Genomic DNA, 21,444 nt, shown 5'->3' with positions numbered 1-21,444 from the left:
GCGCGATCATCGCGACCATGGGAGCCGAAGCGGTCATCCCGTCAAATCGAACGCGAAAGATCATCATCGACCATGATGAAGCGATCTACATAAACCGCAACCGCATCGAGCGCTGCTTCGGCTGCACGAAGCACTTTCGCCGTTTCGCAACGCGCTACGAACGCAGAACCATTCACTTCCAAGGCTTCGTCCATCTCGCCGCCGCAATGATGTGGATGGCTTGAATGTCGATCGGTCCTAGGCAGGGCTATCTGGGCCGAAGCACCGGTGCGTTGAAGCGCCGGTGCTTCATCTCCGCTCAGGCGGAATTTTCAGCCAGCCCGGAGCGCCTGGCGATGAAGCGGGCGAGCGCCGGGCCGATCAGCAATATGATCAGGAAACGGCCGGTCTGCATGGCCATGACGAAGGGCACGTCGACATCGCTCGAGGCGGCGATGATGGCGACGGAATCCGCGCCGCCGGGGCTGGTGGCGAGATAGGCGGTCAGCGGGTCGATGCCGGCGAATGTGTGAAGCGCCACCGCCATGCAGCCGCAGAGCGCCATCAGGATGATGATCGAGGCCGAGACGCGCGGCAGGGCGCGGGCGGCATGTTTGATGATGGAGCGGGTGAAACGCAGGCCGATGCTCCAGCCGATCATCGCGTAGCTCAAGGCCAGGATCCAGGTCGGCAGCTCGATCTTGAGGAGGCCGAAACCCTGCAGCACGGCGCCGGCAAACAGCGGAACCACGATATTGCCGCCCTGGATGCGGAAGCGGAAGACCGCGTAGCAGCAGAGGGCGGCGAAGGCGACGGTGAGGGCGAAGGCCGGCCAGTCGACCGGCGGGAAGAAGATGACAGGCGGCGGCGCCTCGCCATCGGCGGCCACCCAGAGGCGGGAGATGACGGAGGCGCCGACGGCGACGAAGACGACACGCAGATATTGCATGAAGGCGACGAGGCGGGCATCGGCGCCATAGGCTTCCGACATGATGACCATGGCCGAGGCGCCGCCGGGCGTCGAGCCCCAGACGGCGGTGGTGCCGGGCAGCACCTGCCAGCGCGTCAGGAGCCAGCCGAGGCCGGCAGCGATGGCGATGACGGAAACGATGAAGACGAAGAAGAGCGGCGCGTCCTTCGCCATGGTGCCGAGGATGTCGGGCGTGATGTTGCGCGCCATCAGGAGGCCGACCAGCACCTGGCCGAACTGCAGCGGCCAGTAGGGCACGCGCAGATGCCCCTTGCCGATGGTGAGCGCCAGGACGATGGCCGCGACCATCGGGCCGATCAGCAGCGAGGCGGGCAGGGCAAAGAGTTCGAGGAAGAGGACGAGAATGGCCGACAAGGCGAGCAGCAATGCCCATTTGGGCAGGCTCGCTTTCTGATGGAAGCTGCTTGCGTCCAAAATTGTAGTCCCCGAACTTTTCGACCGGAGCAGGCCCGAAGGCGAAGGTGGGAGGAGGCCCCGGCAGCATGAAGAGGCCGGCTGCGAGGGCCGGCAGGCGCAGCCCCGGTATAGGCGCGCGGCGGCCAAGGGGTCAATTGCCGAATCTGGCCTTTTTGCGCCTAAAGCCTGACGTGTTCGGCAAGGAAATCGAGCAGGGCGCGAACGCGCGCCGGCAAGGGGCCGCCCTGGCCGATATAGACGGCATAAAAGTCCTCGACATCGCCGGGATTGAGCGCCTCCAGCACCGGAACGAGCCGGCCGGCGGCGATGTCGGCGCGAACGGTGAAATCGGCGAGGCGGGCAAGGCCGGCGCCCGCGAGGGCCAGATAGCGCATGGCCTCGCCATCGCCGACCTGCAGGCCGGGCGTGAGCGGGACGGTGACTGTCTCGCCATTGTCCATGAGCGACCAGCCTTCCAGCGCCCGGGCATAGGAAAAGCCGATGCGGCGATGGGCGTGCAGCTCTGCGACCGAGCGCGGCTCGCCATGCCGCTTGAGATAGTCGGGCGAGGCGACGACGGTCTTTCTGGCCGAGCCGAGCTTGCGGGCAATCAGGCTCGACGTCTTCAGCGGCCCGGTGCGGATCGCCACATCGGCGCGCTCTTCCAAGAGATCGACGATCCTGTCGGTATGGGTAATGTCGAGCGTCACGCCCGGATGCCCGGCCATGAAGGCCGGGATCAGCGGCGCGAGAACATGATTGCCGAAGGAGCCGCTGGTATTGATGGCGATGCGGCCGGCCGCCTGTTCGCCGGTCGAGGCGAAACGCTCGGCCTCCGATATGTTGGCGAGGATCGCCACGCTGCGCTCGTAGAAGGCGCAGCCTTCCGGCGTCAGCTGCAGCTTGCGCGTCGAGCGGTTGACGAGGCGGGCGCCGAGCCTTGCTTCCAGCCGGGCGACCAGCTTGCTGACGGCCGACGGCGTCATGCGTCGCGCCTCTGCGGCAGCAGAAAAGCCGCCGCGTTCGACGACGCTGACGAAGACTTCCATTTCGCCGGATCGATTGATGTCCTGACGGCTCATGATGAATTGAAATCACAGATGATATGCTTCAAGGCAATCTATATCATCGAGCCGACCGGGTCTATCTCTTCACGAAACAGGAGATCGGATCATGGAATACAGAAATCTCGGCGCATCGGGCCTGAAGGTGCCGGTGCTGAGCTTCGGGGCCGGCACTTTCGGCGGCAGCGGGCCGCTTTTCGGCGCCTGGGGCACGACGGACGCGCAGGAGGCGCGGCGGATGGTGGATATCTGCCTGGAGGCGGGTGTCACCCTGTTCGATACGGCCGACGTCTATTCGGCCGGTGCTTCCGAGGAGGTGCTGGGGCAGGCGATTTCGGGAAGGCGCGATGCGGTGCTGATCTCGACCAAGACGGCGCTGCCGATGGGCGAGGGGCCGAACGACTGGGGCACGTCGCGGGCGCGGCTGATGCGCGCGACCGAGGATGCGCTGCGCCGGCTCGGCACCGACTATATCGACCTTCTGCAGCTTCACGCCTTCGATGCCTCGACGCCGGTCGAGGAGGTGCTTTCGGCGCTCGACCGGCTGGTTGCCTCGGGCAAGGTGCGTTATGTCGGCGCATCCAATTTTTCCGGCTGGCAGCTGATGAAATCGCTCGGGCTTTCCGAAAAATACGGCTACCCGCGTCATGTCGCCCACCAGGTCTATTATTCGCTGGCGGGCCGCGACTATGAGTGGGAGCTGATGCCGCTTGCCGCCGACCAGCAGGTGGGGGCGCTGGTCTGGAGCCCGCTCGCCTGGGGGCGGCTGACCGGAAAGATCCGGCGCGGTGCGGCGCTTCCCGAGGCAAGCCGCCTGCACCGGACGGCGGGTTATGGCCCGCCTGTCGACGACGAGAGGCTTTTCGATATTGTCGATGTGCTGGACGCGATCGCTGCCGAGACCGGCAGGACGGTGCCGCAGATCGCCATCAACTGGCTGATCGGCCGGCCGACGGTTGCAAGCGTCATCATCGGCGCGCGCAACGAGGAACAGCTCCGGCAAAATCTCGGTGCCGTCGGCTGGCGGCTGACGCCGGAGCAGATCGGGCGGCTGGATGCAGTCAGTGCCGTGACGCCGCCCTATCCCTATTTTCCCTATTATCGGCAGGAGGGCTTCGCGCGGCTCAACCCGCCTGCGGTTCCTATAACAAAGCCCTGATGACATCTTCCCGAATCTTGGCTGGACAGCCGCTTTGACTTGCCTCATACCCGGCCTGCTACAGATGCTGTAGCAGGCTGTGGAATGCAGGGAGATCAAGGGCATGGCACTGCGCGACGCAAAGGCCGGGGTGCGAAACGAGGCGGGCATCGAGGCCGTCACCGGCATTCTGAAACAGCGCTTCGGAGAGCGCTTCCAGACCGGCCAGGCTTTTCGCGCCCAACATGCGCACACGACCACCTATATTCCCGCCCAATTGCCCGACGGCGTGATGTTTGCCGAGACCGCCGACGATGTGAAGACCGTCGTCAGGGCCTGCGCCGACCATAAGGTGCCGGTGATCGGCTTCGGCACCGGCTCCTCGCTCGAGGGGCAGGTCAATGCGCCGAACGGGGGCATTTCCATCGATTTCAGCCGGATGAACCGGGTGCTCGAAGTCAATCCCGAGGATCTCGACTGCACGGTCGAACCGGGCGTCACGCGCGAGGCCCTGAACCTCCATCTGCGCGATACCGGCCTGTTTTTTCCGATCGATCCCGGCGCCAACGCCTCGATCGGCGGCATGACCTCGACGCGGGCCTCCGGCACCAATGCCGTACGTTACGGAACGATGAAGGACAATGTGCTTGCCGTTACGGCAGTCACCGCATCCGGCGAGGAAATCCGCACGGCGCGGCGCGCCCGCAAGTCGTCCGCCGGCTACGACCTGACGCGGCTTTTCGTGGGGGCGGAGGGTACGCTCGGCATCCTGACCTCGGTGACGCTGCGCCTGCACGGTATTCCGCAGAAGATCGCCGGCGGCGTCTGCGCCTTCCCGAGCGTCAAGGCGGCCTGCGACGCCGTCATCATGACGATCCAGATGGGTATTCCGGTCGCGCGCATCGAGCTTGTCGATGCGCTGCAGATGCGCGCCAGCATCGCCTATGCCAAGCTTCCCTATGAGGAAAGCCCGGCGCTCTTCCTCGAATTCCACGGCACGGAGGAGACGGTGGCGCTGCAATCGGCCGCCTTTGCCGAGATCGCCGCCGAATGCGGCGGCGGCGAATTCAAATGGGCGGCGAGCCCGGAGGAGCGGACCAGGCTCTGGAAGGCGCGTCACGACGCCTATTGGTCGGTGCGGGCGCTGGCGCCGGGGCTTGCCGTACTTTCGACCGATGTTTGTGTTCCGATATCGCGGCTTGCGGATTGCGTTGCCGAAACGCAGGCCGATATCGAGGCAAACGGTTTGCTGGCGCCGATCGTCGGCCATGCGGGCGACGGGAACTTCCATGTGCAGCTTCTGTTCGACGACAAGAGTGCGGCGGGTATTGCCACGGCCGAGGAATTCGTTGCCCGGCTGAACGCGCGGGCGCTGGCGATGGACGGAACATGCACGGGCGAACACGGGATCGGGCAGGGGAAAATGGCGTTTCTGGAGCAGGAGCTCGGGGGGAGCGTGGATCTGATGCGCCAGATCAAGCGGTCGCTCGATCCCGACAATATCCTCAATCCCGGCAAGATTTTTTATCTGGGCTGAAAATGGAACAATCTCATGATCTTGGCCCTTGCTCCCGGCATGAATAGCGCTAGTGTCGGCAACAGAATCCCGAATGGAGAATCCCTGACTTGGTAGGCCGGTTCCTCGTCTTTCTAGGAGGAGTGATCGTCGTAGTGCTCTTCGTGGCGCTGCTGGCACCGCTGTTCATCGACTGGACGGACTTCCGCAAGAATTTCGAGGATCAGGCAAGCCGCATCATCGGCAAGAAGGTGACGGTTCACGGCACGGTCGATGCGCGGCTTCTGCCCTTTCCGTCCGTGACGCTGCATGACGTGCGCGTCGGCCAGGAGGAAGACGGCACGCCGGTCGTGCAGGTCGAGCAGTTCTCCATGGATGCCGAGCTTGCGCCGTTCCTGTCCGGCGAAGCGCTGATCTTCGACATGCGCGTCGTCAACCCCAAGGTGCGGCTGCGGCTTCTGAAGGACGGCTCGCTGGACTGGATGCGTGGCAGCCAGCCGGAAATCCCGGCCAAGACCGTCGTTCTGGAAAACGTGCATGTCAACGGCGGCGAGATCGAGTTCGTCGACGACCAGTCCGGCCGTTCGCGCCGCGTGACGGGACTGAACGCCGAAATGTCGGCGAAATCGCTCGCCGGTCCATGGCGTATCGAGGGCGACGGCTCGCTCGACGGCGAACATGGCAGTTTCTCCGTTTCCAGCAATCAGCCGGACGAGAGGGGCGTGCTGCGCGTGCGCACCCGGCTTGCGCCGGACAAGCATCCCGTCACGGTCGATCTCGACGGCGAGCTGAAGCTGGTCGACAGCCGGCCGAACTATCAGGGCACGCTCTCTGCCGCGATCGAAAGCCGCGAGGGCAAGACCGAGAAGGGGGAGGCGCCGCCGCGCCTCAAGGGGCGTTTCGAGCTTACCAACGATCGCATCCGCATTCCCGAATACCGCATGGAAGTCGGCTCGACCAGCGACCCCTACGTGATCACCGGCGAGGCGACGCTCGATACCGGCAGTGCGCCGGAATTCCTGCTGACCGCCGACGGCCAGCAGATCGACGTCAACCGCATCGGCAATCAGGGCGCGGCCGGCAAGACCAATCGCGACCCGGCCGTTTCGGCGCGCCAGCGGCTGAGCTCGCTGCTCGACATTGTCGGCCAGGTGCCGATCCCGCAGGTGCCGGGCAAGGCGACGGTGCGCCTGCCGGCCATCGTGGCCGGCGATACGACGATCCGCGACGTGGCGCTGGAACTAGAGCCCGCCGGCAACGGCTGGATGATCGACAGTGCCGTCGGCACGCTGCCCGGCCGCACGCAGGTGGAAGGCAAGGGCAAGCTGACGCTGACGGGCGATCCCTCCTTCAACGGCCAGATGGTGGTTGCCTCCAGCCAGCCGACGGGGCTCGCCTCCTGGCTGGCGGGCTCGGTCGACCCGGCCATCCGGCAGCTGCGGCAGGCGGGCTTTTCCGCCAATGTCAGCCTGACGCACGATCTGCAGCGCTTCGAGAATCTGGAAATCGCGATCGGCGCCGCGACGCTGAAAGGCCGGCTGGAGCGGCAGGCGACCGAGGGCCAGACGCCGTCGCTTTCGGTGGCGCTGAACGGCGATGCGCTCGACCTCGATGCGCTGCGGGCGCTGACCGGGCTCTTTACCGGCCAGGATGCCGGCGACAACGTGCTCGACCACCGGATTGCCGCGCAGCTCAAGGCCGACAAATTCACCGCCTTCGGCGTGCAGGCCGAGAATGTCGAGACCACGTTTACGCTCGCTGACGGCGCGCTTTCCGTCGACCGGCTTTCGATCAAGAACCTTGCGGGCGCGGAACTGACGGCGACGGGCAAGGCCGAGGGATCGCTGCTCGACTACAAGGGCACCGGCGAGATCACCTTCAAGGCCGCCGATCCCGGCCCCTTCTTCGCCATGCTGCGCGAGCACCTGCCGCATCACCCGGTCATGGACCGGCTGGTGCGCAACGCGGGCTGGTACGGCAACACGGCGCTGCGCGGCGCGCTGACGCTCGGCGGCGATGACGGCAACGCGCTGGCGGTGACGCTGGCGGGTGTCACCAATGGCAGCCGCGTCAATCTCGACTACCGTATGTCCGACCTCCTGGCGCTGACCGGCAACGGCACGACGACGCTTGAAGCGACGCTCGACAATGCCGTGCCGTCGATCCTCTTCGGGCAGGCGGGCCTCGATCCGCTGCCGGTCGATGCCGGCGCCAACGGGCGCCTGACGCTGAAGGTGACGGCAAGCGACAACGATCCGGCCGATGCGGCGCTGACCTTTGCCACCGACCGGACCTCGTTTACGGCAAACGGCAAGGTCGATGTGCGGCCCGATACGTTCATGAACGGCAATGTCGCCGTTTCGCTCGAAAGCGCGGATCTCGACCCCTACCTGGTCATGAACGGCATCGCCCTGCCGGAACTCGGCACCGGGCTGCCCTTCAAATTGCAGACCAATGCGACGATCGACGCCGACAAGATTGTGCTTGCCGATCTCAACGGCCATGCGGCCGACAATGATTTTTCGGGCGCGCTGACCTTCGACCGCAAGGCGGCAAAGACGAGTGCCAGCGGCGCGCTTACGCTTGCCAAGGCCGATCTCGGCTGGCTCGGCGAGGCCGTGTTCGGGCAGATCCGCGACCCCGCCAACGGCCAGCTGACGACGGCGGCGCTCGGCCTGCCGCTCTTCCGGGATATCGACGTCAACCTGAAGCTCGCCGCCAAGCAGTTCTGGCCGGGGCTTTTCAACACGGCGGTCAACGATTTCACCTCGAACGTTACCTACAAGGGCGACGAGCTGCAGCTCAACGACATGGCCGGCGGCTGGGAGGGCGGGAGGCTCTCCGGCAACCTGCTCTTCACCAATGCCAACGGCACGGGCTTCCTGCAGTCGCGGCTGGCGCTGGCCGATTCCGATCTTGCCGGCGTCATCTGGCCGCGCGACGGGGCGCCCGTCGCCAACGGCAAGTTCGGCATGTCGCTGGCGCTCGAAGCCTCCGGCAAGTCCGTTTCCGAGATTGCAAGCTCGCTGAACGGCTCGGGGGAAATCCGGCTCGGCGAGACGAGCGTCCGCGGGCTCAACCTTGCGATCCTGGCGCCGCTTCTGGCGGCGACCGATCCGATGCAGGACCAGATCAATGCCGGCAAGGTGCATCCGATCGTCGAGACGCTGCTCAACAACGGCGAGGCGAAGCTGCCGCCGCTCGGCATTCCCTTTAACGTGACCGACGGAACGCTGCGGATCCAGAATGTCAGCGTCGCCAACGATCTGGCGCACCTGACCGGCGATGCGCAGATCGAACTGCCGCAGGAGCGCATCAGCGCCACGCTCGCCATCGGCTTCAATCCCGGAGCGGAGGCGCTTTCCGGCGCGGAGCCCGGCATCCGGCTGAATTTTTCCGGCCTGCTGGCCTCGCCGGGCAAGACGATGGATGTGACCGACATCACCAGCTATCTCTCGCTGCGCGCCTTCGAGCGCGAGCGGCGGCGGGTCGAACGGCTGCAGGCCAACGTGCTGGAAAAACAGCGGCTGCGGCGCGAGGTGGCGCTCTATCGCTTCAACGACGCCCAGCGGGTTGCTGCTGCCGAAATCGAGCGGCAGCGGCAGGCGGAAGAGCAGCGGCTGCGCGTCCTGGCCCAGGAGGCGGCCCAGCGCAAGGCCGAAGCGGAGGCGCGTGCCAGGGCCGAGGCGGAAGCGAAGGCAAAGGCTGCGTCTGAGGCCGAGGCCGCGCGTCGGGCCGAACAGCCCCTGCCGCCCGGCCAGCTCAATTTCGACCAGCTGCCGGGCGTTCAGGCCCAGTAGCAGGCGCCTGCGTGGGCCGGCCGGTCAGGCGCTCGCGGCGCCGTTTTTCAGCCAGTACAGGACGTGCAGGCGCAGCGCCGAGGAGAGGTTGCTGTCAGGCGCGCGGCTGTCGTCTATTTCCGATATCAGTGCCGCGAGCGGCACGGAGCGACTTGCGGCAATCGCCTTCAACTCGGTCCAGAATTCGTCTTCCAGCGAGAAACTGGTGCGGTGCCCGTGCAATGTCGCCGAATGTTTGCGGATCATCGGCCTGCTTCGTCTTCGTTGAGAAAGCGATTCAGTCAGGAATCGCATCTGGTTGATCGCTCAGGCTTTTCACCTGCCGGCGATCAGCTCTTGTCGTCTTCGATCCGGCCCTGATCGAGCGCCTTTTCGGCCTTCTCGTTAAGGGCGCGGGTCAATTGCTTTTCGGCCTTGGTGCGGCCGTGGGAGATACGGTTCTGCTCTGCCTGCTTCTCCTTTTCGGAGCGAGCCTGCTGCTTGCGGAACTGGCGCAAATTGACGATTTCGGCGCTCATGCGGTTGCCTCCGTCATGAAAGAAAAAGGGAGGCTTTCGCCTCCCTCGGCATTACTGCTTCTTGCGGAACGAATCGAGCGATACGACGGAGCCCGGTTTCTTTTCCTCGCCTTCTGCGGCGGGCTTTGCGGCCGTATCATCGGCCTTGGCTGCGTCAACCGGATAGGCGGTGATCTCGGCAGCGGGCAGTTCCTCGCCATCGCTCAGCGGCACGTCGAACTCCAGCTCGAAATTGACCGAGGGGTCGTAGAAACCTCTGATGGCGTTGAAGGGGATAACGAGCTTTTCCGGCACGTCGGAGAAGGACAGGCCGATCTCGAAATGGGATTCGGTGATCTTCAGGTCCCAGAACTGGTGCTGGATGACGATGGTCATCTGCTCGGGATATTTCGACTTCAGGTGCTGCGAGATGCGCACGCCGGGAGCGCCCGTGAGAAACGTGATGAAGAAGTGATGGTCGCCGGGCAGTCGGCCCGTCGTTGCGACTTCGGCCAAGACCTTGCGGATGACGCCGCGCAGCGCGTCCTGTGCCAGAATGTCGTAGCGGATATGATCCTGCCCCATGCTTTTCCTGTCTTTCGTCGGTTTGGAAGTCTTTTCACGAACTTATATGGCACGTCCCGGCGCTTTGGGAAAGCGCCAAGCCGATTCATGCGTCCGCCGAGCATACATGATTTCGCTGAAAAAGGGGAGAAAGGTGAAGGCTTCTGTTGCCAGGTGCCTTCGGACCCCGCCTTACGGGGCTAGCCGTAAGGACTTAGAGCGGAATTCCCGCACCGCCATTAGGCAGCGAGAGCGTATTCCTTAGCGTTGTTGTCGTTTGCAACTACACTTGTGACCCGATAACGGCGGTATCATGCCGAGCGAAAAGTCGATCTTTACACCCTTGTCGATCCTGTTTCGCCCCCATCAAAAACAGGCCCTTCTCCCAAAGGATAGCCGCCTGCTTTTGGTGGAGGCGCCGGGTACCGCCCCCGGGTCCAATAGGTTTATTCCACCGCCCGTTTATCGCCATAGCCGGCCCGAAAGCCGGCATGGGTGATATAGTGTTTTTGTCGCGGCAAGGGAAGGGGATACGTCACAAAAGCGTCGTGTCCGGCAGCGATTTTGCTTGGATATTCAGCCGGCAGCATTGGTTTTGAGCCGCTTTGCCCTTAAATTGACGGCAAAAGGAATCGGCTGACACCATGAAGCAATATCTCGACCTCCTGAGCCATGTGATGGAAAACGGCACCGACCGCGGCGACCGCACGGGTACGGGCACGCGCTCGGTCTTCGGCCATCAGATGCGCTTCGATCTCGAAGCCGGTTTTCCGGTGCTGACGACGAAGAAGCTGCACCTGCGCTCGATCATCCACGAGCTTCTGTGGTTCCTCAAGGGCGAGACCAATATCCGCTACCTGCACGAACACGGCGTCAGCATCTGGGACGAATGGGCCGACGAGAACGGCGACCTCGGCCCCGTCTACGGCGCGCAGTGGCGCTCCTGGCCGGCACCCGACGGCGGCCATATCGACCAGATCGACAATCTGGTGAAGGGCATCGTCCGGAACCCGAATTCGCGCCGCCACATCGTCTCGGCCTGGAACCCGGCGGAAGTGGACAATATGGCGCTGCCGCCCTGCCACTGCCTGTTCCAGTTCTACGTGGCCGACGGCAGGCTTTCCTGCCAGCTCTACCAGCGCTCGGCCGATATTTTCCTCGGCGTGCCCTTCAACATCGCTTCCTACGCGCTGCTGACGATGATGGTGGCGCAGGTGACGGGCCTGAAATATGGCGAGTTCGTCCACACGCTCGGCGACGCGCATCTCTACCACAACCATTTCGACCAGGCGAAGCTGCAGCTGACGCGCCAGCCGCGTGCTCTGCCGCGCATGGCGATCAAGCGCGACGTCAAGGACATCTTCGATTTCGTCTACGAGGATTTCCAGCTCGTCGGCTATGAGCCCGAAGCGCATATCAAGGCGCCGGTTGCAAAATGAAATCGAAGACGGTTCAGCCGCGAATTTTCGTGGGCTCATCGACGGAGGGCTTGCCTGTTGCCTACGCCCTTCAGGAGGCGCTCGACTATGACGCTGAAGTTACTGTCTGGAACCAAGGCATATTCAAACCAAGCGATCGCAGGCCGTCGACGAAGTGACGGCGCGCCGGAAGTTTCGGGATGCTGTGCTATCCTTCTGGCCGTTCTACAGTTTGTCTGTCGTCTCGCCGGGTTCAGGGGATGCAGATGATTATTGGCGCGAACTGCCCAGGCTCGGAGAACTCTATGGACGGTGGAAGTGAGCGCGTGAAGGCTTCCGATATCCGCAAGACCATCTTCGTCGCCGTTGCGCGCAACGGCATCATCGGACGCGACGGCGACATGCCCTGGCGACTTTCGACCGATCTCAAGCGGTTCAAGGCGATGACGGTTGGAAAGCCTGTCGTCGTCGGCCGCAAGACCTTCGAAAGCTTCGGCGGCAGGCCGCTGCCGGGGCGCCAGCACGTGGTGATCTCGCGCAATGCCGATATCGATCATCCCGACGTGCATATGGCCCGTTCGCTGGGCGAGGCGATCGGCATGGCGCAGGACCTGGCGCGCAAGCAGGGCGAGAGCGAGATTTCCATTCTCGGCGGCGGCCAGATCTACGCGCAGGCGATGGAGATTGCCGACCGCATGTGCATCACGCATGTGGAGGCCGACGTGGATGGCGATACCGCTTTTCCGCCCATCGACCCCGCCGTCTGGGTGGCGACGGAAAGCCTTGATGTTCCGGCCGGGGAAAAGGACACCTATCCGACCCGTTTCGTCGTTTATGAACGTCGAGATGCCTGAAAAGGAACTATTTTCCAATTAAATTGACCAAGTTTCTGACGCCGCGTTGAAAGCTTATGCGGCGATACCTATAACGGTCCCATCGCATCCGCCGGCAGCCCCCACGGCGGTCGGATGTGTGGGAGTTAACGAACAACGAGGTTTTGATGCCCTGGAGCAATCAGAATGGCGGCGGCGGCCCTTGGGGCGGCGGCGGTAACAATCAGGGACCATGGGGGCAGGGGCCGAACCGTCCGCGCGGTGGCGGCGGCAAGGGCGGTCCGCCTGATCTGGAAGACATTATCCGTCGCGGACAGGACCAGCTGCGGGGCATCGTGCCCGGCGGTTTCAACGGCGGTGTCGTTGCGATCATCGTCGCAGTCATCGCGATCTTCTGGCTTTTCCAGTGCATCTACGTCGTCCAGCCGGACGAGCGCGGCGTGGAACTGCGCTTCGGCAAGCCCAAGGAAGAGATTTCCATGCCGGGCCTGCATTTCCATTTCTGGCCGTTCGAGACCGTCGAGACGGTCAAGGTGACGGTGCAGCAGCAGAATATCGGCGCGACGACGGCCGGCTCCTCCAGCGGGCTGATGCTGTCGGGTGACAGAAGCGTCATCAACGTGCAGTTTGCCGTCTTCTATACGATCAGCGACCCGAAGGCCTATCTCTTCGGCGTCGAGAACCCGGCCGAAACGCTGCAGCAGGTTTCCGACAGCGCCATGCGCGAGATCGTCGGCCGCCGTCCGGCGCAGGACGCTTTCCGCAGCAACCGCCAGCCGATCGAGACGCAGGTGCTCAACATCGTCCAGGATACGATGAACCGTTACGGCGCCGGCATTACCGTCACCGGCGTGACGATCCAGAACGTGGCGCCGCCGCGCGAGGTCGCCGATGCCTTCGAAGAAGTGCAGCGTGCCGGCCGCGACCGCGACAGCACGATCGAGGACGCAAACCGCTATACGAACCAGAAGCTCGGTCAGGCACGAGGCGACGCCGCCCGTATCCGCGAAGACGCAGCCGCTTACAAGGATCGCGTCGTCAAGGAAGCGGAAGGCGAGGCCCAGCGCTTTACCGCCATCAACGACGAATATTCGAAAGCTCCCGACGTGACGCGCAAGCGCCTGTTCCTGGAAACGATGGAGCAGGTCCTGAAGAACTCCAAGAAGGTCGTGATCGACGACAAGCAGGGCGTCGTGCCCTACCTGCCGCTCAACGAGATCACCAGACCGACGACAACGGCACCGGCACGATAGGGAGGTTGAACCATGGTATCGAACAGACTTCCCGCCATCCTGATCGCGGTCGCGGTCGTGCTTGTCATCCTCTATTCGTCGATCTTTGTGGTCAACGCGCGTGAGCAGGCGATCGTCGTGCGCTTCGGCCAGATCCAGTCGGTCAAGAGCGAGCCGGGCATCTATTTCAAGCTGCCCTTCGGCTTCATGGATGCCGACCGCGTGCAATATGTCGAAAAGCGGGCGCTGAGGCTCGACCTCGACAATATCCGCGTTCAGGTCCAGGACGGCCAGACCTTCGATGTCGACGCCTTCGTGATCTACAATATCGCCGACGTGCGCCGTTTCCGCGAAACCGTGTCGGGTGACCGCGACGCTGCCGAGGCACGGCTGCGCGCGCAGCTCGATTCCTCGCTTCGCCGCGTCTACGGTCTCAGGGACTATAATGCGGCGCTCTCCGAAGAGCGTGTGGCGATGATGCTCGAGATCCGCGACGACCTGCGCGTCGATGCCGAAAACCTCGGCCTGCATATCGACGACGTGCGTATCCGCCGCACGGACCTTTCGCCGGAAGTGGCGCCGAACACCTACAACGCCATGCGCTCCGAGCGTCTGGCCGAGGCCGAGCGCATCCGCGCCGAGGGTAACGAAGAGGGCCAGCGCCGCCGCGCCGTCGCCGACCGCCAGGTCGTCGAGATCACCGCCGATGCGCAGCGCGATTCCGAAATCCTGCGTGGTCAAGGCGACGCGGAACGCAACCGCATCTTCGCCGAATCCTTCGGCAAGGATCCGGCCTTCTTCGAGTTCTACCGCTCGATGTCGGCCTATTCCTCGGCTCTGTCCTCGCAGGATACGATGCTGGTCCTGTCGCCGACGTCGGAGTTCTTCCGCTATTTCGACAGTGCGAACGGCAATCAGGCGCCGGCCCCCGGACAGACCGGCGGCCTCGTGCCGCCGGCAGCGCCCGAAGCTCCGGCCCAGCCGGCGAACTGAACGACGGATTGAATGCAGGACTTTCTGACGGGACTTGCATTCTTCCTCATCATCGAGGGGCTGGCCTATGCGCTGGCCCCTCGTTTTTTGGTCGAGATGGCACGGCTGCTTCCCACGATTCCGGAGCGGCATCTCAGGGCTTTCGGGCTGGCCGCGATGGCGCTTGGCGTGGGTCTCGTCTGGCTTTTACGAGGCTAGAGCCTTTTCTGGTTAGAATGCTGCAATCCAACCAGGAAAGGCTCTCGATCACATTCGCACGGGGATTTCTCGAAAAGGTGATTTCGCCCTCCATCATTCCGCCTTATGCTGATGATGTATGTGCGCCTTTACCCCAGACGAGGAAGCTTGATGGCCCCCACGACACGCTCGCCCTTCAGACGAACGCTCGCGCTCCTGGCCGGCACTGCCCTTCTGGCACATGTCGGTGCAAGCGGTATTGCGCATGCGCAGACCGCTCCGGCTCCTGCGGCGCCTGAACAGGCAGCACCGGCCCCGGCCGCTCCTCAAGCGGCGCCGGTTTCGCCCACCGCGGTCGCGCCGGCAGCGCCGCCGATGCAGATGACGGCCCCGGCCAACGGGCCGGCTTCCGTGGCCGATCTGGCCGAGGGGCTGCTCGATGCCGTGGTCAATATTTCGACCTCGCAGAACGTGAAGGACGACGAGGGCGTCGGTCCTGCGCCGCGCGCGCCCGACGGCTCGCCCTTCCAGGAATTCTTCAACGATTTCTTCAACAAGCAGCAGGGCAATCGCGGTTCGAACCACAATGTCAGCTCGCTCGGCTCCGGCTTCGTCATCGACCCCTCGGGCTACATCGTCACCAACAACCACGTGATCGAGGGCGCCGACGATATCGAGGTCAATTTCGCCAACGGCACCAAGCTCAAGGCCAAGCTGATCGGCACGGACACCAAGACCGATCTTTCGGTGCTCAAGGTCGAGCCGAAGCAGCCGCTGAAATCCGTCAAGTTCGGCGATTCCAGCGTCATGCGCATCGGCGACTGGGTGATGGCGATCGGCAACCCGTTCGGCTTCGGCGGATCGGTGACGGTCGGCATCATTTCCGGGCGCGGGCGCAACATCAACGCCGGCCCCTACGACAATTTCATCCAGACGGATGCAGCGATCAACAAGGGCAATTCGGGCGGTCCGCTCTTCAACATGAAGGGCGAGGTGATCGGCATCAACACGGCGATCATCTCTCCGTCGGGCGGCTCGATCGGCATCGGCTTCTCGGTGCCGTCGGAACTTGCATCCGGCGTGGTCGACCAGCTTCGCGAATATGGCGAGACGCGGCGCGGCTGGCTCGGCGTGCGCATCCAGCCCGTCACCGACGAAGTGGCCGACAGCCTCGGCCTCGACAGCGCCAAGGGCGCGCTGGTTGCCGGCGTCATCAAGGGCGGGCCGGTCGACGACGGCTCGATCAAGGCCGGCGACGTCATCCTGAAATTCGACGGCAAGGCCGTCACCGAGATGCGCGACCTGCCGCGCGTCGTGGCCGAAAGCCCCGTCGGCAAGCAGGTCGACGTCGTCGTGCTGCGCGACGGCAAGGAGCAGACCGTGAAGGTGACGCTCGGCCGTCTCGAAGACAGCGACCAGGCCGCCGCCGGCGACAATTCCAGCGACGACGGGGTCATCAATCCCGATCCCGGCGAGAATAACGATATGGACGAGCCGGATCAGGGCGGCGATAACCAGACCGCACCTGACGGACAGGATCCGCAGCAGGGACAAGGCCCGGACCAGCAGGGCCAGAGCCAGCCCCCCGGCCAGGATCAGGCAACACCCGGCCAGACCGCGCCCAAGCATGTGCTCGGCCTGTCGCTCTCGCTGCTCAGCCCTGAAACCCGCAAGGCCTTCGGCATTGCCGAAAGCGTCGACGGCGTTGTCGTGACCGAGGTCGCGCCGGGCTCTGCCGCTGCCGAAAAGGGGCTGAAGGCCGGTGATGTGATCGTCGAAGTGGCACAGGAATTCATGAAATCACCGGATGCCGTGGCGAACAAGGTGCAGTCGCTGAAGCAGGAAGGCCGGCGCAATGCGCAGATGATGGTCGCGTCCGCCAATGGCGACCTGCGGTTTATCGCGGTGCCGATGGAATAGGGTCGAGCACAGACCTAAAAGCAAAAGGAGCGCTCAGCCGCTCCTTTTTTCTTGTTCCATGACATAACGGCGTAGAGCCGTGTTGATCTCTGTCTGGTAGCCGCGACCATTCGAATGTTCCTTGAACCATTCGATAATATCTGCGTCGAGGCGGATAGTAACGGGCTGCTTGACCGGCTTGTAGAGATTGCCCTTCCGCGCGAGAAGCCAACGGTCATCAGTAATTTCGGGGATATCGCTGGTATCGATGTCCTTGTCTTCAAGCGCTTCCAAAGCGCGAAGCTCCGCCAGTTGTTCTTCAGTCAAAGGCCGCTTGCTCATATCGTCTTCTCTCATGCGATGTCGCTTTTCGAGCGCTGATGATACGGACCAATTCAATTCCGCTGCTGTCGCGAATGGTATGCACCGCGACAAGTACTGTCGTCAGTCCGACGGTTCCAACAGCAAGCCATCTTTCTTCACCGTCATAAATGGCATCCGGAAAGACCAGGTAATCCGGATCGTCCCATATGAGGGATGCGGTCTCGAACGAGATGCCGTGCTTGGCCTTGTTCGCCCGGTTTTTATCCGCATCCCATTGAAATTTCGGCATCGAAAGCTCTACAAAATTGTATGTACAAATCTGTAAAATTCAAGACCTCAAACCGTAACAAAATCCGTCTTGCGATAGCCCTGGATATAAAGCAGCGCCGTCAGGTCGCCGTGGTTGATGCGCATATCGGCTTCGGCGGCGACGGCGGGTTTGGCGTGCAGCGCGACGCCGGAGCCGGCAAGGTGCAGCATGCCGAGGTCGTTGGCGCCGTCGCCGACCGCGATAGCGTCTTTCGGCGTGATGCCGAGGCGGGCGGCGATGTCTTCCAGGGCATCGACCTTGGCCTGCTTGCCGAGGATGGGTTCGGCGACCTGGCCGGAGAGGAAGCCGCCTTCTTCGAGCAGGATATTGGCGCGGTTTTCGTCGAAGCCGAGAGTTGCTGCGATGCGGCTCGTGAACACCGTGAAGCCGCCGGAGACGAGGGCGGTGTAATAGCCCTTCGATTTCATGGTGGCGATGAGTTCCGGGCCGCCCGGGGTCAGGGTGATGCGCCTGGCGATCACCTCGTCGACGACGGAAATCGGCAGGCCTTTCAGGAGGGCGACGCGTTCACGCAAGGCGGGCTCGAAGGCGATTTCGCCGTTCATGGCGCGGGCGGTGATCGCCGCGACCTTTTCCTTGAGGCCGACTTCGGCGGCGAGTTCGTCGATGCATTCCTGGCCGATCATGGTCGAATCCATGTCGGCGATCAGCAGCTTCTTGCGGCGGGTTTCCTGTTCCTGGACGACGAGGTCGATCGCCGCACTGCCGATGACGGCGAGCAGATCGGCCTCGGCTGCCTGTCTGCCGGTGCCGTCTGCGAGCACGATATCGCAGGCAATGCCATCCGCCAGCCAGTAGAGCCCGGATGCCTTGACGGCATCTGCCGCACGTTCGGCGATCGCGGGCGAAAGAACGGGGTTTGACGGATTGGCAACAAGCGTGGCAACGAGGGCCATGATGGAAAACCTTCTGAGCGCTATGAACGCGATCCTGATAACCGGGCCGACCGCCAGCGGCAAGTCCGCGCTCGCCGTGGAATTGGCCAAACAGCATGGCGGCGTGGTGATCAATGCCGACAGCATGCAGGTCTACGACACATTGCGGGTGCTGACGGCACGGCCCTCGGACGAGGACATGGAAGGCGTGCCGCATCATCTCTACGGCCATGTGCCGGCGGGAGCAGCCTATTCGACGGGCGCCTGGCTGCGGGACGTGACGGCGCTTCTGCCGCGCATCCGCGCCGAGGGCAAGCTGCCGGTCTTCGTCGGCGGCACGGGGCTCTATTTCAAGGCGCTGACGGGCGGGCTTTCGCAAATGCCCGCCATTCCCGAGGAGATAAGGCAGCGGCTGCGCGCGCGGCTTCTGGAAGAGGGGCCGGAGGGGTTGCACGCTGAGCTGACCGGAGCCGATCCTGCCGTTGCGGCAAGCCTGAACGTGCAGGACGGGCAGAGGATCGTGCGGGCGCTTGAAGTCTTCGAGGCGACGGGCCAGTCGATCGCCGATTTCCAGGGGCAGGCGGGACCAGTGATCGTCGATCCCGACACGGCGCGCAAGATCGTCGTGCTGCCGGATCGCGCCGTGCTGCACCAGCGCATCAACGGGCGTTTCGCCAAGATGCTGGAGCAGGGGGCGGAAGGCGAGGTGAAGGCGCTGCTGGCGCTCGGTCTTTCATCGGAAATGCCGGTCATGAAGGCGATCGGCGTGTCGCAGATTGCGGCCATGCTGCGCGGCGAGATGGGCCGTGACGAGGTTGTCGAGCGCGGGGCGGCTGCGACACGGCAATATGCCAAGCGGCAGATGACCTGGTTCCGCAACCAGATGGACGAAAGCTGGGAGAGGTTGGCGGTTTAGGTTGGAGAGATTTTCCAGGCTGCATATGCAGGGGTGCTCAGAGTTGATCGCGAGCCTCGCTGTTGGCTCCCCCTTCGCCCCATCGGGGAGAAGGTGGCCCGAAGGGTCGGATGAGGGGGCTACACGACACATCCTTAATTTCTACCTTTGCTTCGCAATCGGCAAGTCCAGAGCCTGGAGCCCCCTCATCTGCCTGCCGGCATCTTCTCCCCCAGGGGAGAAGACACTCGCGGCGGCGTCTGCTTTTCGATTTTGCGATAGCGATCGCTGAAAGGGAGGTTTTCTCGCAGTGCGCGCCAGCAGCGTTCGTAATCCGCCCTCAGTCCTTGTTGTAGAGGCTGCTCAGCGGCTTCTTCAGGATGCTTTCGCGCAGAGACATGCCGCCTTCGCGGCGGGGTGCCGCCTGTTCGCCGAAGGCGGGCTTGGGCTGCTCGTCGCGGCGCATTTCGCGACGCAGCGCTTCCAGGCGTGCGTCGATGGAGGTCTGCGGCGAGAGAGGCGGGGATTCCGGCTGCGGAGCGCGGGCCTGCGGCAGCAGGGCGGGACGATAGGGTTCGAGCGGGACCTCCGGAGCCGGCGGGGCGGCATAGGGCTGGTCGAAACCGTCGTCGGCGAAATCGTCTTCCGGCTCGTAATCCGCCATTGCGGCGCTGTAGCTCTGCTGGAAGCTGGAAATATCCGGGCCTGACGTGATCGCCCGCATGCGGGTCACGATGCGGCGCAGGTCGACGGTGTCGGGATCTTCCTCGGCATGTTTGCTGGTGGCGCTGTGCGCCTTCGGCAGCAGGCTTTCGTCGACGCGCAGGAAGCGCATGCGCATCGGCACGCGGATCGCCTCGCCGAAGGCGATCGCCTCGCCGTTACCGATCGAGGAGATGAAGCTCGTCGTCGAGATGGAGGAATTGGGAATGGCCGAGCGGATGATTTCCTGGTCGCGGTCGTTGGCAAGGCGCATGGCAAAGAGCGTCGAGCACTGCGACAGGATCGTCTGGTCGAGTTCGCCGGGGCGCTGGGTGATGATGCCGAGCGACACGCCGTATTTGCGGCCTTCCTTGGCGATGCGGGCAATCGCCTGGCGCGTCGGGACGAAGCCGAGATTCGGGTCGGACGGGATGTAGCGGTGCGCTTCCTCGCAGACGACCAGCATGTGGATGGCGCCGTCGCTCCAGAGCGCGATTTCGAAGGCCATGCGGCAGAGCACCGAGGCGACGGAATTGACGACTTCCGAGGGGATGCCGGCAAGCTGGAACGTGCAGATCGGCCTGTTGTCGCCGGGGATGCGGAAGATCTGCGCGATGGTCTCCGTGATCGTGTCGCTGATCGTGTTGCTGGAGAACATGAAGCGGTAGCGCGGATCGTTGATCGCGGCGATGATGCGCATCTTCAGCGCGCGCAGGAAGGGTTTTTCGGCGCGGCCTTCCAGCCTGCCGATCCGTTCGTCGATCAAGGCGAGCAGGTCGGCGATGCGGTAGGGGACCGGCGTGTCGGCGGTGATCGAGCTCTTTTCCGTCGTGCGGCGCACCAGCGAGCTGTCGCTGCCCCGGAAGGCGCGTTTGGCCTCCGGCAGGATATCGCGCAGCATGTCGAGTTCTTCCGGCACCGGCGGGCGGCCGCGGAAGACGACCTCGGCGAATTCCTCGAGCCGCATCAGCCAGAAGGGCAGATCGAGCGTATCGGTATCGATGGTGACGGCGTGTTTGGGGAAGGCGGCGGCAAATTCGTTGTGCGGATCGAGGATCAGCACGCGCAGCTTCGGATCGGCCTCGATCGCCTTGTGCAGGAGCAGCGAGACGGCGGTCGACTTGCCGACGCCGGTGGAGCCGACCACGGCAAAATGCTTCGACAGCATCGAGGGAACGTGGATCGCCGCGTCGATGCTTTCATCCTGCGTCAGGTTGCCGATGACGGCGGTGGCGCCCTTGCCGGCATCGTAGATGCGCATCAGGTCGGCGGCGCGGATGCGGTGGGCGATGGCGCCGAGATAGGGATAACGCGAAATGCCGGTCGAGAATTCCTCGCGGCCGTCCTCGTCGACGCGCACTTCGCCGAGCAGTTCCGTCTCGATGCGGAAGACGTTGTCCTGGCCTTCGCCCCAGCCCTGGTTGCCGGTGTTCATGGAAAAGACGAGGGCGACGACGCGGTTTCTGCCGACGCTGATCGAAATCAGCCGGCCGACGGACCACAATTCGGTAAGGTCGGTGCCGCCGTCTTCCGCCACGGCGGCAATGGTGGCGCGTGAACCGCTGCACGCAACGACGCGCCCGAGGAACCTGTTCCCCGGCGTAAGGCTGTCGCGGCGGTCCTGCTCGCCGGCTTTGCCTGTCGTCATCATGTCGTTGTTGAGCAAAGGGTTACTCCCTGCATTAAAGCGCAGGATATAGCCGATCCTTTAACAAATCCTTCAGCCGCGGAACCGGGCGGCCGGGGCGGATGACGCGTGTCCGATTTTTTATTGCGGAATGCGTTGACGCTGCGAAATTTTCTGTCTATCAATTCCGCCC

The 21,444-nt window shown here is 63.7% G+C and carries 20 protein-coding genes and 1 other RNA gene; 11 read left to right on the top strand and 10 right to left on the bottom strand.

All coding sequences use genetic code 11. The annotated features are described in order from the left end of the window. Positions 1–224: transposase (locus ACFPWW_RS09345; protein WP_377311467.1), on the top strand; the 224-nt coding region annotated here is incomplete at its 5' end. Between the two features lie 74 nt (positions 225–298). Here the strand turns inward: ACFPWW_RS09345 and ACFPWW_RS09340 are convergent. Both ACFPWW_RS09340 and ACFPWW_RS09335 read right to left on the bottom strand, forming a co-directional pair. Beyond that, on the bottom strand, positions 299–1,384 hold the full coding sequence (locus ACFPWW_RS09340) for an AbrB family transcriptional regulator (RefSeq protein ID WP_377311466.1): 1,086 nt from the start codon (positions 1,382–1,384) through the stop codon (positions 299–301). Between the two features lie 161 nt (positions 1,385–1,545). Beyond that, the gene (locus ACFPWW_RS09335; protein WP_377311465.1) at positions 1,546–2,448 is read right to left on the bottom strand and encodes a LysR family transcriptional regulator; all 903 of its coding nucleotides are present in this window, start codon (positions 2,446–2,448) and stop codon (positions 1,546–1,548) included. 91 nt (positions 2,449–2,539) lie between these two features. Here ACFPWW_RS09335 and ACFPWW_RS09330 point away from each other — a divergent pair, with 91 nt between their 5' ends. The 3 genes from ACFPWW_RS09330 to ACFPWW_RS09320 all read left to right on the top strand — a co-directional run bounded on the left by ACFPWW_RS09330 (position 2,540) and on the right by ACFPWW_RS09320 (position 8,884). Next, on the top strand, positions 2,540–3,589 hold the full coding sequence (locus ACFPWW_RS09330) for an aldo/keto reductase (RefSeq protein WP_377311464.1): 1,050 nt from the start codon (positions 2,540–2,542) through the stop codon (positions 3,587–3,589). 103 nt (positions 3,590–3,692) lie between these two features. After that, on the top strand, positions 3,693–5,105 hold the full coding sequence (locus ACFPWW_RS09325) for an FAD-binding oxidoreductase (RefSeq protein WP_112569038.1): 1,413 nt from the start codon (positions 3,693–3,695) through the stop codon (positions 5,103–5,105). A gap of 89 nt (positions 5,106–5,194) precedes the next feature. Continuing rightward, the gene (locus ACFPWW_RS09320; protein ID WP_377311463.1) at positions 5,195–8,884 is read left to right on the top strand and encodes an AsmA family protein; all 3,690 of its coding nucleotides are present in this window, start codon (positions 5,195–5,197) and stop codon (positions 8,882–8,884) included. A gap of 24 nt (positions 8,885–8,908) precedes the next feature. On the opposite strand, the gene ACFPWW_RS09315 is transcribed toward ACFPWW_RS09320, so the two are convergent. The 4 genes from ACFPWW_RS09315 to ssrA all read right to left on the bottom strand — a co-directional run bounded on the left by ACFPWW_RS09315 (position 8,909) and on the right by ssrA (position 10,475). Continuing rightward, positions 8,909–9,130 (bottom strand): ribbon-helix-helix domain-containing protein, encoded by a 222-nt coding sequence (locus ACFPWW_RS09315; protein WP_377311462.1) that lies wholly within the window; start codon positions 9,128–9,130, stop codon positions 8,909–8,911. Positions 9,131–9,213: 83 nt separating this feature from the next. Continuing rightward, positions 9,214–9,402 carry a DUF4169 family protein gene (locus ACFPWW_RS09310; RefSeq protein WP_112569044.1) on the bottom strand — a complete coding sequence of 63 codons (189 nt, stop codon included), beginning with the start codon at positions 9,400–9,402 and terminating at the stop codon, positions 9,214–9,216. A gap of 51 nt (positions 9,403–9,453) precedes the next feature. After that, positions 9,454–9,966 carry an SspB family protein gene (locus ACFPWW_RS09305; RefSeq protein WP_112569046.1) on the bottom strand — a complete coding sequence of 171 codons (513 nt, stop codon included), beginning with the start codon at positions 9,964–9,966 and terminating at the stop codon, positions 9,454–9,456. Positions 9,967–10,098: 132 nt separating this feature from the next. Further along, positions 10,099–10,475, bottom strand: a transfer-messenger RNA (tmRNA) gene (gene ssrA / locus ACFPWW_RS09300). A gap of 114 nt (positions 10,476–10,589) precedes the next feature. Between ssrA and ACFPWW_RS09295 the strand changes: the two genes are divergently transcribed. From ACFPWW_RS09295 to ACFPWW_RS09270, 6 genes are all read left to right on the top strand, one after another. After that, complete coding sequence (locus ACFPWW_RS09295; protein ID WP_112703204.1) at positions 10,590–11,384, top strand: thymidylate synthase; 795 nt, start codon at positions 10,590–10,592, stop codon at positions 11,382–11,384. A gap of 284 nt (positions 11,385–11,668) precedes the next feature. Then, a complete protein-coding gene (locus ACFPWW_RS09290; protein WP_112753340.1) occupies positions 11,669–12,217 on the top strand; it encodes a dihydrofolate reductase in 549 nt (182 codons plus the stop codon). Positions 12,218–12,363: 146 nt separating this feature from the next. Beyond that, positions 12,364–13,449, top strand: coding sequence for an FtsH protease activity modulator HflK (gene hflK, locus ACFPWW_RS09285; RefSeq protein WP_112569052.1), 1,086 nt, complete (start codon positions 12,364–12,366; stop codon positions 13,447–13,449). A gap of 12 nt (positions 13,450–13,461) precedes the next feature. After that, entirely contained in the window at positions 13,462–14,421 is a 960-nt protein-coding gene (hflC, locus tag ACFPWW_RS09280) for a protease modulator HflC (protein WP_377311461.1), read from the top strand. A 12-nt stretch (positions 14,422–14,433) separates the two neighbouring features. Then, complete coding sequence (locus tag ACFPWW_RS09275) at positions 14,434–14,619, top strand: DUF2065 domain-containing protein (protein ID WP_112569056.1); 186 nt, start codon at positions 14,434–14,436, stop codon at positions 14,617–14,619. Between the two features lie 150 nt (positions 14,620–14,769). Further along, positions 14,770–16,518: a Do family serine endopeptidase gene (locus ACFPWW_RS09270; RefSeq protein ID WP_112757325.1), complete on the top strand. Its 1,749-nt coding sequence runs from the start codon at positions 14,770–14,772 to the stop codon at positions 16,516–16,518. Positions 16,519–16,551: 33 nt separating this feature from the next. Here the strand turns inward: ACFPWW_RS09270 and ACFPWW_RS09265 are convergent, their stop codons facing one another. The 3 genes from ACFPWW_RS09265 to serB are packed head-to-tail and all read right to left on the bottom strand — an operon-like array spanning position 16,552 to position 18,048. Next, the gene (locus ACFPWW_RS09265; protein WP_377311460.1) at positions 16,552–16,854 is read right to left on the bottom strand and encodes a BrnA antitoxin family protein; all 303 of its coding nucleotides are present in this window, start codon (positions 16,852–16,854) and stop codon (positions 16,552–16,554) included. After that, a complete protein-coding gene (locus ACFPWW_RS09260; RefSeq protein WP_112703209.1) occupies positions 16,817–17,110 on the bottom strand; it encodes a BrnT family toxin in 294 nt (97 codons plus the stop codon). The genes ACFPWW_RS09265 and ACFPWW_RS09260 overlap by 38 nt, the downstream gene beginning before the upstream one ends. Positions 17,111–17,157: 47 nt before the next feature. Continuing rightward, positions 17,158–18,048, bottom strand: coding sequence for a phosphoserine phosphatase SerB (serB, locus tag ACFPWW_RS09255; protein ID WP_112703210.1), 891 nt, complete (start codon positions 18,046–18,048; stop codon positions 17,158–17,160). Between serB and miaA the strand changes: the two genes are divergently transcribed. Further along, positions 18,047–18,943 (top strand): tRNA (adenosine(37)-N6)-dimethylallyltransferase MiaA, encoded by an 897-nt coding sequence (gene miaA, locus ACFPWW_RS09250; protein ID WP_377311459.1) that lies wholly within the window; start codon positions 18,047–18,049, stop codon positions 18,941–18,943. The genes serB and miaA overlap by 2 nt on opposite strands. A 319-nt stretch (positions 18,944–19,262) precedes the next feature. Here the strand turns inward: miaA and ACFPWW_RS09245 are convergent, their stop codons facing one another. After that, on the bottom strand, positions 19,263–21,290 hold the full coding sequence (locus ACFPWW_RS09245; protein ID WP_377311458.1) for an ATP-binding protein: 2,028 nt from the start codon (positions 21,288–21,290) through the stop codon (positions 19,263–19,265). Between the last annotated feature and the right edge of the window lie 154 nt (positions 21,291–21,444).

The sequence above is a fragment of the Rhizobium sp. GCM10022189 genome (assembly GCF_042656325.1).
Classification (GTDB): domain Bacteria; phylum Pseudomonadota; class Alphaproteobacteria; order Rhizobiales; family Rhizobiaceae; genus Rhizobium.
This window is presented reverse-complemented; position numbering and strand designations above follow the sequence as displayed.

Coding starts and splice junctions, on each gene's coding strand:
- ACFPWW_RS09335 (WP_377311465.1), bottom strand. CDS start 2,448: ATGAGCCGTCAGGACATCAATCGATCCGGCGAAATGGAAGTCTTCGTC.
- ACFPWW_RS09330 (WP_377311464.1), top strand. CDS start 2,540: ATGGAATACAGAAATCTCGGCGCATCGGGCCTGAAGGTGCCGGTGCTG.
- ACFPWW_RS09325 (WP_112569038.1), top strand. CDS start 3,693: ATGGCACTGCGCGACGCAAAGGCCGGGGTGCGAAACGAGGCGGGCATC.
- ACFPWW_RS09315 (WP_377311462.1), bottom strand. CDS start 9,130: ATGATCCGCAAACATTCGGCGACATTGCACGGGCACCGCACCAGTTTC.
- ACFPWW_RS09310 (WP_112569044.1), bottom strand. CDS start 9,402: ATGAGCGCCGAAATCGTCAATTTGCGCCAGTTCCGCAAGCAGCAGGCT.
- ACFPWW_RS09305 (WP_112569046.1), bottom strand. CDS start 9,966: ATGGGGCAGGATCATATCCGCTACGACATTCTGGCACAGGACGCGCTG.
- ACFPWW_RS09295 (WP_112703204.1), top strand. CDS start 10,590: ATGAAGCAATATCTCGACCTCCTGAGCCATGTGATGGAAAACGGCACC.
- ACFPWW_RS09290 (WP_112753340.1), top strand. CDS start 11,669: ATGGACGGTGGAAGTGAGCGCGTGAAGGCTTCCGATATCCGCAAGACC.
- hflK (WP_112569052.1), top strand. CDS start 12,364: ATGCCCTGGAGCAATCAGAATGGCGGCGGCGGCCCTTGGGGCGGCGGC.
- hflC (WP_377311461.1), top strand. CDS start 13,462: ATGGTATCGAACAGACTTCCCGCCATCCTGATCGCGGTCGCGGTCGTG.
- ACFPWW_RS09275 (WP_112569056.1), top strand. CDS start 14,434: ATGCAGGACTTTCTGACGGGACTTGCATTCTTCCTCATCATCGAGGGG.
- ACFPWW_RS09270 (WP_112757325.1), top strand. CDS start 14,770: ATGGCCCCCACGACACGCTCGCCCTTCAGACGAACGCTCGCGCTCCTG.
- ACFPWW_RS09265 (WP_377311460.1), bottom strand. CDS start 16,854: ATGAGAGAAGACGATATGAGCAAGCGGCCTTTGACTGAAGAACAACTG.
- ACFPWW_RS09260 (WP_112703209.1), bottom strand. CDS start 17,110: ATGCCGAAATTTCAATGGGATGCGGATAAAAACCGGGCGAACAAGGCC.
- miaA (WP_377311459.1), top strand. CDS start 18,047: ATGATGGAAAACCTTCTGAGCGCTATGAACGCGATCCTGATAACCGGG.
- serB (WP_112703210.1), bottom strand. CDS start 18,048: ATGGCCCTCGTTGCCACGCTTGTTGCCAATCCGTCAAACCCCGTTCTT.